The organism is Chromatium okenii (genome assembly GCF_002958735.1).
GTDB classification, from domain to species: Bacteria; Pseudomonadota; Gammaproteobacteria; order Chromatiales; family Chromatiaceae; genus Chromatium; species Chromatium okenii_A.
In genome coordinates, this window is sequence record NZ_PPGH01000018.1 from 154,053 (window position 1) to 169,351 (window position 15,299).

Consider the following 15,299-nt stretch of genomic DNA (forward strand, 5'->3'; position numbering starts at 1 on the left):
ACGTGATGCCAAAGCTGCTGCCGACCGCGATTGGCACGCTTTTATAACGCGGATGATTGCGGCGCAACCGAGCGCGGAAGATGCGCCGCGACTGGCTGAAGTGGAGCGGATGGCGCTGGGACAAATCGAACACAGTCGCGTGTTGGCGACGCTGAAATATGCGCAAACGCCGAGTGGTGCCCAGCGAATGTTGCTCAAGGTCGGTTATTGGCAGCCGCGTCACAATCCGCATCCGCTGCGCAGCGGTGTGCAATTGAGCGATCCAGCGTTGCCAGTGCCGCCATTGCCAGACGAAGAGCGCGTTGATCTCAGGCATCTTGCTGCCTATGCCATTGATGACGAAGGCAATCAGGACCCGGATGATGCGATCAGCATGGACGGCGAACGGCTGTGGGTGCATGTCGCCGATGTCGCAGCACTGGTTCCGCCCGATAGCGACATTGACCGTGAGGCGCGAGCGCGTGGCAGCAATCTGTATTTGCCAGAAGGCGTGATCAACATGCTGCCAGCCGTCGTGACCGAACAACTCGGATTGGGACTGCAACCGATTTCGCCTGCGTTGTCATTCGGATTTCACTGCGACGCGCAGAACGAAATCAGCGACATCGAGATTTGCCGCAGTTGGGTGCGGGTGGAGCGCGTGAGTTATGAAGCTGCGGAATTGCGGCTGCATGAATCGCCATTTGCGGAAATGTTGGCACTGACGCAGCAGTTTCGAGCGCAGCGAACAGCGGCTGGCGCGACCAATTTGGAACTGCCGGATGTCAGTATTCGAGTGATCGACGACGAGATTTGCATTCGTCCACTGTCAAAACTCGCCAGTCGGGGGCTGGTGATGGATGCGATGTTGATGGCTGGCGCAGCAGTGGCGCGACGCTGTGTTGAGCTGGCGCTGCCCATTCCGTTTGCGACCCAGCTCGCGCCCGATGGCGGCGTGGAAGCGACTGATTTAGCGGGCATGTTTGCGCGACGGCGTTATTTCAAACCGACGCGCTTGTCGATTGAACCAGAGCCACACGCCGGTTCTGGGCTGGCGCTATACACTCGCGCCACCAGTCCGCTGCGCCGTTATTCAGATTTGCTGGTACATCAACAACTTCGCGCTTGGTTGAACGGACAGGAACCACTTTCTGCGCGGCAGATTATGGAACGCTGTAGTGAGGCGGATATGGCAACAGTGGCAATTCGGCGCAGCGAGCGGTTTTCCAATCAACATTGGAAATTGCTGTATTTACAGGCGAATCCTGACTGGCGCGGTGAAGGCGTGGTGGTCGGTTTGGAAGAACGCAGAGCGGTGGTTTAATTCCGCGCTGGCGTTGGAAACGCGCCTCCGCCTGCGTGAGGACATGGCGCTGAATCAGGTGTTGCGGCTCGCCGTGAGCGAAGTTGATGTTGCGGATTTAACAGTGAATTTTCGAGTGCTGAGTTGAAGTGGTTGCGCCGCAAATCGCATCACGGCTGGAGCGCAGCCACTTCAATCCAGATCAAGCACTCCAGTGCCGAACGCTGCCGGTGTCGAGATGAACAAAATCGGAGCGCGGGTAATAACCGACACCGCCACGATTGAGATTCAATGCTGCGTCGCGGAGATGACGCAGTGATAAGTCTGGAAAGCGCACATCCATCGCCTGCCCGCGCAGATGGAAACTATTGCGGGCAACGCCATCGGACATGTTGCGCAGCATGGCGTTGGTTTGGGGCGAACGATACGCGCTCACCACTTCAAACCGCGCATCGGGATCGCCGAGATGACTTTTGACATCGTAAAGCAGGTCGTAAAGCTGCGGGTCGATGGGCATGACATCGCCGGTGCGGTAATCGCGCAGAAAGACGTTGAGCCGTTGCAGCGCATCGCGTTGGTAATAATCGCCGATGCGATACACCACGCTGATGCGTTCATCGGAATGCAGATGGTGAAAAGACAATTGGCGCGGACGTTCAAAGGTTGATTTCGCTAGCGCAGGCGCGGCAGCGACAGACAATAAAGCACCTAGAAAATAACGTCGATTCATGTTCCCCCCGGTACATTTGGTCACGTTTACAAAGGGCGCGATTATAGGGGGAAGTGCTGATAAAGCAATCGTGCATTCTACTGATGTTGATTCTCGTGCACAGTTGAGACTTGACAATAGATAAAAAACCCAAGCCTTTCATCTTAATGTCTTTATTGTAACGACTGTATGACTGGTTTTATTCAGGTTAATTGACTTAATGCAATGTAAACTGCGATTTTATTGATCGCTATTATTGAATTGAGGAGAAGTTTGATGCGCAAGATCATCATGGCAATGTTAAGTGGATTGAGCGCAGCATTTTGGGTGCTGCCTGCTGGCGCAGATGTTTATAAATATGTCGATCAGTCGGGCAATGTGTATTTCACTGACACGCCATTAAAAGGCAATCGCTATCAATTGGAATGGCATCGTGAGGCAAATAAATTGGTGCGTGACACTGCGCCGCAGATTGTGAGTGTGCGCCCGCAGCGCCAATCGTCGCGCCCGTTATCAGGCAATCAAACTGAACGCCGAGCGACCGTGCATAATGTCGTATTAGCAAATGCGCGACGTTATCGTTTATCGCCGGGGTTAATTCACGCAGTGATTCGCGCCGAATCGGGTTATAACCCAGCAGCGGTATCACCGGCTGGAGCGCAAGGATTGATGCAGTTAATGCCCGGAACGGCGGCGCGTTATAAGGTCTCTGATAGCTTTGATCCGCATGAAAATGTGCGCGGTGGTGCTGCGTATTTGCGGGATTTATTAAATATGTTTGATCAGGATTTACGGTTGGCGTTGGCGGGTTATAACGCTGGTGAAGGCGCAGTACTTAAATATGGGCGGCAAATTCCGCCGTATGCAGAAACGCAAGATTATGTGCGCAAGGTGTTAGATTTTTTTCGTGCCGAGCAGCCAAGCAGTTTATTAACCGCTCGTTGACGGCGGTTTTTTTGTGTCAAAGAAACGTTGAAAAAAGTTGTCAGTTTTCAGTTGTCAGTAAAAATACGATGAGCACTGAAAACTGCCAATAAAGATTCAAGCCGCCGCTTCAATTTGTAATTCATCATTCTGAAAACGGCGCTGCGCTTCTGGGAAATGCAGCCACGCCAGCAAGCCCGTAATGAATTCTCGCGCTGCCGGACACACCGTTCCGCGTGGTGATTGCGGATCGGCAGCCATCGCCACTGCGCCCTGCAAAAACTCCAGCGTTCCCACCGGACGATCCGCTCCATCCAGCGACCAAGTCACCGACGGATCACGAAACCGCACCACTGCGCCGCGTTCTGGTTTCACCGGGCTGGCGACCCACACTTGACGCACGATCTGCGCTCCCGATTCAGTGTCCCGAATCATTTGGTATTTGCTCGTGCCTTCCCAATGATGCATTTCGATCCGCGAGGTGTATTTCGCATCAATCACAATCGCGTGTGCCAACTGCGGCGGTTTGCCTTGCACCGGCGGGTCAAAGATTTCCATGATGACATCCGGCGACCACGGCACTTCGCCTTCGCGTCCCTGAAATAAGCTGTCACCGCTGCGCCGCGCCAGCTCCCGCGACACAATCCACGGCTCATAACGCAGCAACACCCGTCGCCCGTCGGCAGCAGTAAATCCCAACTGCGTATCTCGGCGCAGATCGACCGTGAACAATTGCGAACCGAGACGGCGGAATAGGCTGTCATGGCTGCTCGGACGCAAACCAATGTCTTCACAGGCAGCGGCAATTTGTAAAAACACCCATTGTTCATACATGCGCCACGTCGGTTTGCTGCGCTCGTCCACACTGTGTTCCAACAGCAGCGTGGAGCGTTGCAAATACTCGCGCATCGACCGCCAAAACCGATGGTAATTCAAGACGTAACGAAAAATTGGCGTCGGTTCTCGCGGCGCAATGGCGCGTTGCTGGCGCAAAAACGGCAGTTCCAACATGCCGCGCAGCGCCCGATCAATGCGCTGGGCGCGAGCGATGGCCTCGTTCAGTTTGTCCAATTTGGGTTGATCAAACGCTTCATACAGCGACGCTTCACCGCCAAACCGATGATTACGATAGGGTTTATCGGCAACGATGCGCTGGCGCTCGGCGCTGGCGTGACCGGCGCAATCCTTGGTGCGCTCGCGGATCAAATCTAAAAACCAGCGAATGACGCCGTGCTCGACGCATTGGGTGTGCGCGATGATCCGCAAACGCGGTCCGACAATTCCGCCCTCGGTGGACGGACGACGCGGATCAATCCCGCGAGCGACAAACCACGAGAGCCCGTCATTGGTCAGGCGCTCCGATCCCGTCCACGTCGCCACGCGCCGCTCGGAACGGAGGAACACCTCCGGCTGCCGTGAGATTTCCAACAGGCTGCAACTGACTTCCTGCACCAGCGCCTCCAGCACGCGCAATTCCAGTTGCGCGGATTGCGGCGGGAGTTTGACGGCAGCGCGGGATTGCGGTTTGCCTTTGGCGATTCCGGCGAACGATTTTGATGCTAAATCAAAGAGTAAGCCGCTGGATAAACTCGCCAAATCGCCGACCATGGCGGCAAAGACTGCTTCCGTTACTTTCGATGCAGACACCGCCAGCAGCAGCGTTAAGCGCAATTGCCATGCGGCGGCTGGCGCGTGTTCCAACCGCGAAAACAGTTTGATGTCCACCAAACCGCGTGCGCTTTCTAAATAGCGTTCGCCCGGCCATTCGACGTGTCGCCGATAGGCTTTGCCGATGGCAGTGGCTGGCGCGACATCGCCAATTTGAATGCGATATTCCAACTCCGGCTCTTTCGGACTGACTTCAAAGGTCAACCGATCCATTTCCTGACAGGCGGGCGCAGCGCCAGCCATCACGCTATCCAAAGGCACGGTCACCACGCAGTCATCGTGGTGATACACCGCAAACATCGGCACATCGTCGTTCTCGTGTTTGCTCATCGCGTCGCCCTCATGCAGTTCGCCAACGTTCAAGCATCGACTTCAAACGCATCAAAATCAATTGCTTGTGCGCTTTCGGCCGCGATCCGCTCCAACAATTGCAGCGCCCCGGAAAAGGTGCTGCCGTGGTTTTCTAAAATGCTGCGCAGGTCGTCGAGCGCCCGCCGCGATTCCGCCCGGAAAATACCGCGTACCTGACTGAGCACCCGCTGGCGCAACTGCATATCAAACGCCTCCTCCGCCGAGCACAGATTGCCGGCGCTGGCGACAAACCGCGCAATTGCTTGATAACGGCGCGGCGTCAACGGACTACCGAGCACTGCCAGCGGCTGCTGCATCGCATCAATCACCGACGCGGCTTGCCCAGTCAGCGTCATGTCACACGTCCACGAATCGAAGCTGGCAACCGTCACCGGCGCACCACTCGGCGGCGTGACCGATGAAGTAGACGCAGTGCGCTGCAAACTGCCAAAAGGCACTGCTTCTAAACGCAATTCATTCGCTCGGTCGCGCAAACGTTGACTTAATGGCTTCGTCGTTTCGTCGTAATTCACCGTGCCAATAAAACGCAAATTGCTATTCAATGGAATACGCGCCCATTCGCGCCACGGATCAGCACGACACACTGCCGAAGGTGAAAAAACACCGACGGAACGCTGCTGCCCAGCACGCGGCAATGCCTGTAAAAAGCCACTAAAATAATGCTCAGGCTGCGCCAAATTCATTTCATCTAAGCAAATCATCCATAGCCCGCTATCACGACCATTGCGCTCGGTTTCCATTGCCGCCCAGACCAAATGCTCGAATAAACCCGTCGCAGCGGGCTGAAACTTTTCTTCCAGCAAATTAGCACGCCCCAATAAATCGCCCGGCTCTAACCACGATGGACTGACATCAACCGCCAAATAACGTGATTCATCACCCGCCAATGCCTGCGCGTATAACACCGGCAATGAGGATTTACCCGTTCCCGAATAGCCGCCAAGAATGGTTAAATCACCACATTTCACGCTGAGATGAAACGCCACCAAATCAAGTGGACGAAACCGAAAACCCGCATTCGCTACATGCTCTTTGAAACGATTAAAAAAGGCTTCTTCTTTTTCCAAACCGCGCACACTGCTAATTTCTTTAAGAAACGCTGGCGGCTCCAATAAGGGCGGCGGAGCAGTCATTGCTGACGGTTTTTCGGTTGCAGTGCTGGCGTGGTATTCATTAGCGTTCGCAGTTAATACGCCAATTTGCGTTAAAAATGGACTCATCGACAGAAAATCTTTAAGCAATTCCTGCCGATTATTCACAAAACGCGCCGCAACTTCTTTTAAACCTTCTTCCAGTATTTGCCGCTGCTGTGCAATATCGGCTCGCGCCTGTTCAATCGACGTATTTTCAGTGGCTTTCCATTGCTCAAAACCTAAACGTTGCTGCTGCAAATCTGCTTCAAGTTGCGCTTCTTCTTGACGACGGCGGCGTTCCAAATCATTGGTTAAGCGCCCAATCTGATGAATTAAATCTTGCTCCTGTTGGCGTAAATTGTTGATTTTTTCTTCAACTTCTGCGCTCAATTTTGCGGTGTGGGTTTCAATATGTAACCGTGCGCGGTTGGTAATTGCCCTTTCAATTTGATTTTCTAACACACCAGAATCGAGAATACTTTCAACCAATTCTTCAACTGCTTCAGTTTGTCCGGTTAAGCGCGTATTGAGAAACTTAAAGACATCAACGACATCATTCGGACCTAAATGATCCTGTGTCGTGAGATAAACTTGGCTGACATCTTTCCATTCCTGCATAAAATCGCGCAATCGTTTACGCGGTAAAACCTGTTTGGCAACTTGCCGCACTACTTCGTCATCGCTATACAACCGAATTCGTTCTAAGGCTTCATTTTGCTGTAGTGCTTCAAACCGCTCCCACGTTAAAATGTGATAACTGGGCGAAAAGGTATCAATTGATTTATTGAGTGGTTGATCGCAAGCAGAAAGTAAAATGCGATGGCGTGTAATAAAACCGGGGTCTTTTTGTACTCGTGCTGCATCAAACACGGTGGTTTCAAGACTTGATTGCGGTTTAAATAACGTAATGAGATAGCGACCGCGATATTCCCATTCCGCCTTAAATGGTCCATAGATGCGTTCACCAAGCCGGACTAAAATCAATGACGTGGGCGGATGATCAAGTTCAAGTGCATTGGCACGATTGATAAGATCACGGCGATCTAAATTTTTTGGTCCATCAACGATTTCAATCACGTTTCGGAGACCGCCGAGTCTGACCGAATCCCATTCAAATTGAAATTTATCTTTATCGCTATCTTTTGGGTCAAATTGTGCGGCTTCTTCGACGCGCCCCACAATTAGCCGACCGGGAACTAATTCCTGTTGCGGCGAAATGCCACGAATTAACCACCAGCATAATTCTCGATTGGGATAATCGCCTTCTCTTACTGGACCAAGGCGTTCATTTTCAATCACTGCGATTGGTCTGACCGTTACAAATTGATTGTCATTTAACCAAAACGGCTGTTGGGCGATTGCCGCAACAATTTCTGTTCCACGCGCCATGCTATACGCTCCTTATTTTGAGATTTGATTGAGTATTACTGCATTAGCAACATAATGACAACTTGGACATTTTTGATTGGTGTGATGCAGATGTATTTTAATCACTATTCCGCAGTTCCAATATTTTTTGTACGTCAATATATCGACAACCATTTCCTGCCTTGGTCAATAATTGCTTTATTCAAGCCTGATGTTTGTTTGAAGGTCGAGGTTGTAATTTTGCAAGCATGTCTGCCGATTTTTTGAAGCTGTTGAAAGTAGTGGTTACGCGGTTGGCACGAATTCTCCCCTTAGTAAAAGGGGAACAAGTGGATTTAAGTCTTTGGTGTCGAAGATAAATCCACCCTAATCTCCTTCTGCTAAGAGGAGAATTTCTAGGATTTGAACACGAGTCAATGCTCAACTGCGTAACTCCTACAGTATATTGAACAACAACTGCGTCCAAGCACATAGAAAGCTATCGCTCGTGAGTTGCTACACCCCCGATCTGAAGAGACAGAGGTTTTGCGGCTCAACTTGATAACAATTTTCATTTTCACGGTAATCGACGATGACAGATTCAAACGCTTCTCCAACACCCAGCCAATTCCTCGATGTCAACGGATTTAGAGTGCATTATCAACGTGTTGGCTCCGGTGCAACGCTGATTGTGTTATTACACGGCAGCTTTTTAAGTCTGCGTTCGTGGCGGCATGTATTCGCGGAATTAAGCGCACACGCCACCGTTGTTGCTATTGATCGACCAGTGTGCGGATTCACCTCGCGTCCCGTGCCTAAAAGTGGCGGCGCAGCACTCTATAGTGCTGATGCACAAAGTGATTTGGTCGCCGCTCTGATTGAACAACTTGGTTTTCAACGCGCCATTCTCATCGGTCATTCCACCGGCGGAACCGTGGCGTTGCTCACTGCGCTGCGTCATCCCGACAAGGTGCAAGCGTTGGTGCTGGTCGGCGCGATGATTTACAGCGGTTATGCCACCAGCCAATTGCCTGCGCCAGTGCATCGCATGATGACGGCACTTAAACCATTGTTTGTAAAGCTAATGCGCGTGATGATTCAACGTTTGTACACCAAAGCACTGCGGGCACTGTGGCATCAGCAGGAGCGCCTGACCGATGACGACATCGCTGCCTATCGCGCTGATTTTATGATTGGTTCATGGGATCGCGCCTTTTTGGAATCCTTTTTAGCGACTCATCGTTTGGACTTGGAAGCGCAGTTGCTCAATTTAACGCTGCCGGTATTGGTCATTAGCGGCGAGCATGACCGAGCAGTCAAACTCGCTGAAAGTCAACGGCTGGCGGATGAATTGCCGAGTGCAGAATTGATCGTGATTCCTGATTGCGGTCACATTCCGCACGAAGAAACGCCCAGCGCATTTCTCGCTGCCGTCAACGGATTTATTCAACATCATGCCAATATAAAATTGGTATAACGTATTGATTTAGTTCTCGGTTGGCGATTATCAATAACAACGCTATTTGTTACTGAAACTGACAACCGACAACTTTTTCAACTCCGTCACTCCCAGAGTGATTAAGCATTATTGCTGCCGCGCAGCGACAACATCTGCCAGCCTCGCGCTGTGGCAATGACGCGGAGTTGCGGATCAGGATCGACGGCAATCGGGCGCGTCACTCGCTCTAATAACGGTAAATCGTTGTGCGAATCGCTGTAAAACGTGCTGTCGTGCCAATCGCCGCCGTTCGCTGCCAGCCACTGCTCCAACCGCGTCACCTTGCCGTCACGAAATGCCGGAATACCTGCGACTTCGCCAGTATATTGTCCATTGATTTCAGCAGGTTCGGTGGCGATCAAATGCGCGATGCCAAAACGTTCAGCAATGGGCGCAGTCACAAACGCATTCGTTGCGGTGATGATAACTAACGTATCGCCCGCAGCCTGATGTGCAGCGATCAATGCCCGCGCTGCCGGCAGCATGATCGGTTCAATCTGCTCGGTCACAAATTGCTGGCGCAGCGTTTCAAGCAGCGAGCGCGAATGCTCGCGCAGTGGGCGCAGCGAAAAGCGCAAAAATGCAGTGATGTCGAGCGATCCTGCGTGATAATCGCGGTAAAATTGCGCGTTCTCGCGTTCATAAGTTGCACTGTCCACGATGCCTTGTTGCGCGAGAAAACAACCCCAAAGGTAGTCGGAATCACCCGCCAGCAGCGTGTTATCCAAATCAAATAATGTGAGAGCCATGATCGCAAAATGCTCCTGCGTTAAAGCGAATAAACAACGCATTGTTTGCGGCAGCAGATTAACAATGCGCTAATCGTCTGGACAAACTGTTGATTAGCAATCGCTTACACAGGCGGTCGCTTGCCCGCAATCAGCGGGATATGGAAGAATGACTCCAGACCTGATAACAGGATAACGCTTCCTTGATTGATCACGACGGCTTTAGACCCAACGTCGGCATCATCCTGACTAATCGGGATCGTCGCCTATTCTGGGGACGCCGCGTTGGACAGAATGCGTGGCAATTCCCCCAAGGTGGAATTAACGACAATGAAACGCCGGAACAGGCGATGTACCGTGAACTGGAGGAAGAAGTTGGATTGCAATCGCTGCAAGTTACTATTCTCGGCTGTACGCGAGGCTGGCTGCGTTATCACCTACCAAAACGCTATATCCGTCGTCATTGCGGACCAACTTGCATCGGTCAGAAACAAGTGTGGTTTATGCTGCGGGTGGATTGTGGTGAAGATGCGTTTTGTTTAGATAGCACTGATAGACCGGAATTCGACGCTTGGCGCTGGGTACGTTATTGGCAACCATTGCATGAAGTAGTCTATTTCAAGCGCCATGTTTATCAACAAGCATTAGAAGAATTGGCGCCAATTTTATATCCCGATGGCATTCCGCGTCGTGATGATTATTTCAGTGGCGTTGCCGACTTTTTAAGACACCGCCATCCTTAAATAATTCTGCATTGATTTCTTTAACCCATCTAGGAGTGACGCAGTTAAAAAAAGTTGTCGATTTTCAGTTGTCAGTAAAAAATAGCGTTGTTACTAAACACAGACAACTAAATCAACAGCTTGTATTCGTAACTGCGTAACTCTTACTACCGCTTGATTCAATTGAGGTACTCGCTTGTCTGATCGTTCCTCTGCGCTTCGCGTCAGTATGCTGGAATCACTCCGGCGCATTGTTCAAGAAGTCAATAATGCACAAGACCTTGAGCAAGCACTCACCATCATTGTGCGCCGCGTCAAACAGGCAGTTGGCGCGGATGTCTGCTCGGTCTATCTCAATGATCTCGATAATCGCCGCCACGTGCTCCACGCTTCCGAGGGACTGCGCGGCAACGTGGTTGGGCGACTGCGGCTGGAGCTGGGTCGCGGGCTGATTGGTTTGGTGAGTGAACGCGCCGAGCCGATCAATCTCGATGATGCAGCGACCCATCCGCGCTATGAAAACATCACCGATACCAATGAAGAGCGTTATCACGGTTTTCTCGGTGCACCAATTATTCAAAACCGCAAAGTGCTGGGCGTGTTGGTGTTGCGCCAGCGCCAGCGCCGACATTTCGAGGAGGATGAAGTCACTTTTGTCATGACACTGGCATCGCAATTGGCTGGCGCAATTACTTTCGCCCGCACCAGTGGCGAGCTGGCGCGGTTGCAAGAAGACGGCATTCCGCAGCGGTTTTTGCCGGGTTTACCCGCTTCACCCGGTATTGGTATCGGTCAAGCAGTGGTGGTGTATCCGCCCGCTGATTTGGACGCAGTCCCAGATCGGCGTATTGACAATTCCGAAGCGGAAGAACTGGATTTTCAGCGAGCAGTCAACGCAGTGCTCGCCGATTTGGATCGGTTTTCCATTCGCACCCAGAAACTATTAAGCAGCGAGGACATGGCGCTGTTTGATGCGTGGCGCATGATGTTGGAAAGCGACACGCTGATTGACGGCACGGTGTCGCGCATTCGAGCGGGTAACTGGGCTCCGGGTGCGCTGCGCGAAACCATTTCAGAACACATCAAGGTGTTCGACAGCATGGAAGATGCGTATTTACGCGAACGCGCATCCGACGTGCGCGATCTGGGGCGCTGCGTGTTGATGCACCTGCAAAATCTCACTGCCGCGCCGATTCAGTACGCAGCGCAAACCATTTTGGTGGGTGAAGAAATTAGCGCGATGCAGATTGCCGATGTCCCGCGTGAAAAGCTGTTCGGCATTGTTTCTACGACGGGATCGGGATCGTCACACGTCGGCATTTTGGCTCGTGGCATGGGCGTTCCGGCAGCGATGGGCGTGGCCGATTTACCGGTGAGCCGCGCTGAAGGGCGCGAAATGGTGGTTGATGGCTATCGCGGGCGGGTTTATGTCTCGCCGGGTCCGGCAGTGCGGTTGGAATATCAACGCCTTGCCGAAGATGATGCCGTACTCACCAACGAATTGCAGACGCTCTGTCATCTGCCTGCCGAAACCACCGATGGTTACTTGCTGCCGCTATTTCTCAACACCGGCTTGGTGTCGGAAAATCGCCCGCTGGGTATTGAAGAATCTGCGGGCGTTGGTCTTTATCGCACCGAATTACCATTCATTGTGCGCGACTGTTTTCCGAGTGAGGCAGCGCAGATGTCGAATTATCGGCACGTATTGGAGCTATTTGCCCCGCGTCCGGTGACGATTCGTACTCTCGACATTGGCGGCGATAAACCACTGCCGTATTTCCCCATGCACGAAGCCAATCCCTTTCTCGGCTGGCGCGGCATTCGGATTACGCTCGATCATCCTGAGATTTTCCTAACGCAGGTACGCGCAATTTTGCGGGCAGCGATTGGATTAAATAATCTGCAAATTCTCATTCCAATGATTAGCAATGTTGGTGAAGTAGACGATGCACTGCTGTTAATTCATCGCGCACACGATGAATTATTGGAAGAAGGTTATCAGGTGAAAATGCCGCCAGTGGGCGTGATGATTGAAGTGCCAGCAGCGGTGTATCAAGCAGAGGCGCTGGCGCGGCGCGTCGATTTTCTATCCGTCGGCACGAATGATCTCACGCAATATCTGCTGGCGGTCGATCGCAATAATCCGCATGTCGCTAAATTATATGATGAATTTCACCCAGCGATTTTGCGGGCGCTGCTGCAAATCATCACTGGCGCTCGCGTGCACGGGCGCGAAGTGAGCGTCTGCGGCGAAATGGCTGGCGATCCACTGGCAACCTTTCTGCTGCTCGGAATGGGCGTGCACAGCCTGAGCATGGGCGCGGGAAGTCTGCTGCGGGTCAAGCGCGTGATTCGCAGTATCAGTCGCGCTCGCGCTCGTGAAGTGTTGAAAGTGGCGCTGCAATGTGAAGATTCGGGTTCGGTGCGCCGATTGCTGCTGGATGCGCTGGACAGCGTTGGGCTGGGTGCGTTGGTGCGTCCGGGGAAATAGCAATTTCTGAGCAGAAGTTGTCAGTAATCATACGGTTCATGACACATTACAACAAGGATTGAAACCCGGCGGCGTTTAGGAGCAACATCAACAAGCTGGTGGTTGCAACGCTAAATCCATTACAACAAGGATTGAAACTGCGTAGCGTCACGTCAAAAATTGGTCATCAGGAATTTAGATGGTCATCAGGGGTCTTTAGAATAGTGTCAATCCGATTGTGTTCGGTTAACCGCGCTTACACACAGTGCGCCAAATATTTCGTGGTTGGAATTCTATGCCAAAAAATCCCCAGGACGGGCGAACCTTTAGCCTGCGCCTAAAACTGCTGCTGGCCACCGGGATCATCCTGATCCTCACGGCGGGCACCATCATCGCGGTGGCCACGCTGATCTTCCGCGACACGATCCAGACCGCCACCGACTCCATGACCGCCAACCTCTCGCAACAAGCCGTCGGGATCATGACCGAGACGGCGCTCGGCACCAGCCAGGAGGTTCGTCGGCTCTTGGCCGTGACCCTCGCGAGCGCCTCGGTCATGCAGCAGCAGATCGCGCGCTCGGCGCTCGGCGCGGGCGAGATGCCCCCCTACGACCGGGAGCAACTGAAACGCCTGGTGCTCAATACCCTGGAGAGCAATCCCTTCGTCAGTGCCACCTATGCGCAGTTCGAGCCGAACGGCTATGACGGCAAAGACAGCGAATATGCCGGGAATCTGTCCCACAGCTCGCAGAGCGGCACCATCGAGATCTATTTCACGCGCGAGGGCGAGCGGTTCGTCTTTCACGAAAACCCGGACGCGAGCTGGAAATATGACGAAACGCGCAACGCCTACGGTCAACGCGAGTCCGAGTGGTATCTCTGCCCGAAGGAGCGCCAGCAGACCTGCATCGTCAATCCCTACCTTTTCGAGATCAGCCCGGGCCACAAAGAATTGATGACGAGCATGACCCTGCCGCTCGTCGTCTCCGGTCAGTTCATCGGTGTGATCGGCATGGACATCAATCTCTCGGCCCTCCAGACCGCCGCCGAGGCGATCGCCAAGCGGCTGTTTGGCGACAAGGGCGATCTGATCCTGGTCAGTCAGGATGGGCTGATCGCCGCCTCGACGCGCTTCCCTGAGCGGCTCGGCCAGCGTCTGAGCGAGGTCGCGCCGGAACTGGCGACCGCCGTTGCGGTTCCCGGTCAGGGCAAAAGCGGCGACCGCTGGCTCCACAGCCTGGCGATCCCCATCGCCAACGCCTCCTGGACGCTGTCCATTTCGGTGCCGGAGGCCGACATCCTCGCCGCCGCCAACGCGCTGCGGGGGGAACTCCAAGCTAACTTGCGCACGTCGCTCCTGAAACTGGCTGGCGGGGCCGCGTTCATGACCGTGCTCGGGCTCCTGGTCATGGTGATCCTGATGCGCACCATCACCCACCCGCTGGCGCAGCTTGCCCAGGGGATGCGGGCGCTGGCCTCGGCGGAAGGCGACCTGACCGCCAAGGTCATGGTGCGTCATCACGTCGAACTGATCGAACTGAGCAAAAACATCAATCGCTTCGTCGACAAGCTGCGCCAGATGATCCTGGTCATGAAGGAGCAGAGCCGAACCCTGTCCGGTCATTCCGCCGATTTGGGCGACTATGCCTGCCAGGTCGGACAGGCCACGGCGACTCAGAATACGCAGATCGACAGCGTCGCGACCGCTATGACCCAGATGTCGAGCACCGCCAGCGAAGTGGCGAATCTTGCGCATCAGACGGCACAGACCTCGCAGGCGGCGGCAGAACATATTGATCTGACCCAGCAAGCGCTTAACGGTACGAAAGACAAGGTGGGACTGCTCTCACGCTCGGTTGAAGATGCGTCCAACCAAATGCGGCAAGTTGCCGAGCGCAGTCAGGCAATTGACGGCATTTTGGTAACAATCCGCGAAATCGCTGGGCGCACCAATTTGCTGGCGCTCAATGCCGCAATCGAGGCAGCACGAGCCGGTGAACAGGGGCGGGGATTTGCCGTTGTTGCTGAGGAAGTCCGCCATCTGGCCATGCGTACTCAGGCCTCGACTAAGGATGTAGATGACCTGATTAAAGGGCTGCAAAATGATGTGAAACGTGCCGATCAGCTCCTCCACGACAGCCGTAGCGAGATGGAGCAGACCCTGACCTTTACGCATCGCAGTTCCGAATTGCTTGATCGTGCCGTTCTGGATGTCCGGCAAATTGACAGTCATGCGCTACAGGTGGCTACCGCTGCTGAAGAGCAAAGCCAAGTCAGTGAAGAGATCAATCGCAGCATTACCGCAATTGGCGATGCTGCGCAGGATTTGGCGCATCTGGCAAAGGTCTCTGAAGCAGCAACGCAGGCGACCCATGGCGTCATTCGGACGCTCGACGATCAGCTCAATCTGCTCAAGGCATAAGCGCAATCTAGCCGACTGATTGCG

At 53.4% G+C, this 15,299-nt stretch carries 10 protein-coding genes; 6 read left to right on the forward strand and 4 right to left on the reverse strand.

What is annotated here, in order from left to right; all coding sequences use genetic code 11:
* The first annotated feature begins 52 nt into the window (after positions 1-52).
* On the forward strand, positions 53-1,303 hold the full coding sequence (locus CXB77_RS03795) for a ribonuclease catalytic domain-containing protein (protein WP_242445406.1): 1,251 nt from the start codon (positions 53-55) through the stop codon (positions 1,301-1,303).
* 181 nt (positions 1,304-1,484) lie between these two features.
* On the opposite strand, the gene CXB77_RS03800 is transcribed toward CXB77_RS03795, so the two are convergent.
* On the reverse strand, positions 1,485-2,012 hold the full coding sequence (locus CXB77_RS03800; RefSeq protein ID WP_105072846.1) for a DUF882 domain-containing protein: 528 nt from the start codon (positions 2,010-2,012) through the stop codon (positions 1,485-1,487).
* 255 nt (positions 2,013-2,267) lie between these two features.
* On the opposite strand from CXB77_RS03800, the gene CXB77_RS03805 reads away from it, so the two are divergent.
* On the forward strand, positions 2,268-2,936 hold the full coding sequence (locus CXB77_RS03805) for a lytic transglycosylase domain-containing protein (RefSeq protein WP_242445407.1): 669 nt from the start codon (positions 2,268-2,270) through the stop codon (positions 2,934-2,936).
* A 96-nt stretch (positions 2,937-3,032) separates the two neighbouring features.
* Here the strand turns inward: CXB77_RS03805 and CXB77_RS03810 are convergent, their stop codons facing one another.
* A complete protein-coding gene (locus CXB77_RS03810) occupies positions 3,033-4,913 on the reverse strand; it encodes a nuclease domain-containing protein (protein ID WP_146108671.1) in 1,881 nt (626 codons plus the stop codon).
* A gap of 29 nt (positions 4,914-4,942) precedes the next feature.
* The gene (locus CXB77_RS03815; protein ID WP_105072848.1) at positions 4,943-7,477 is read right to left on the reverse strand and encodes a hypothetical protein; all 2,535 of its coding nucleotides are present in this window, start codon (positions 7,475-7,477) and stop codon (positions 4,943-4,945) included.
* A 550-nt stretch (positions 7,478-8,027) separates the two neighbouring features.
* On the opposite strand from CXB77_RS03815, the gene CXB77_RS03820 reads away from it, so the two are divergent.
* Positions 8,028-8,912, forward strand: a complete 885-nt coding sequence (locus CXB77_RS03820) for an alpha/beta fold hydrolase (RefSeq protein ID WP_105072849.1) — start codon at positions 8,028-8,030, stop codon at positions 8,910-8,912.
* Between the two features lie 101 nt (positions 8,913-9,013).
* On the opposite strand, the gene CXB77_RS03825 is transcribed toward CXB77_RS03820, so the two are convergent.
* On the reverse strand, positions 9,014-9,682 hold the full coding sequence (locus tag CXB77_RS03825) for an HAD family hydrolase (protein WP_105072960.1): 669 nt from the start codon (positions 9,680-9,682) through the stop codon (positions 9,014-9,016).
* Between the two features lie 182 nt (positions 9,683-9,864).
* On the opposite strand from CXB77_RS03825, the gene CXB77_RS03830 reads away from it, so the two are divergent.
* The 3 genes from CXB77_RS03830 (at position 9,865) to CXB77_RS03840 (ending at position 15,275) form a co-directional block, all read left to right on the forward strand.
* Positions 9,865-10,404 (forward strand): RNA pyrophosphohydrolase, encoded by a 540-nt coding sequence (locus CXB77_RS03830; RefSeq protein ID WP_105072850.1) that lies wholly within the window; start codon positions 9,865-9,867, stop codon positions 10,402-10,404.
* A gap of 208 nt (positions 10,405-10,612) precedes the next feature.
* The gene (gene ptsP / locus CXB77_RS03835; protein ID WP_105072961.1) at positions 10,613-12,874 is read left to right on the forward strand and encodes a phosphoenolpyruvate--protein phosphotransferase; all 2,262 of its coding nucleotides are present in this window, start codon (positions 10,613-10,615) and stop codon (positions 12,872-12,874) included.
* 274 nt (positions 12,875-13,148) lie between these two features.
* Complete coding sequence (locus CXB77_RS03840) at positions 13,149-15,275, forward strand: methyl-accepting chemotaxis protein (RefSeq protein WP_105072851.1); 2,127 nt, start codon at positions 13,149-13,151, stop codon at positions 15,273-15,275.
* Positions 15,276-15,299 lie beyond the last annotated feature (24 nt).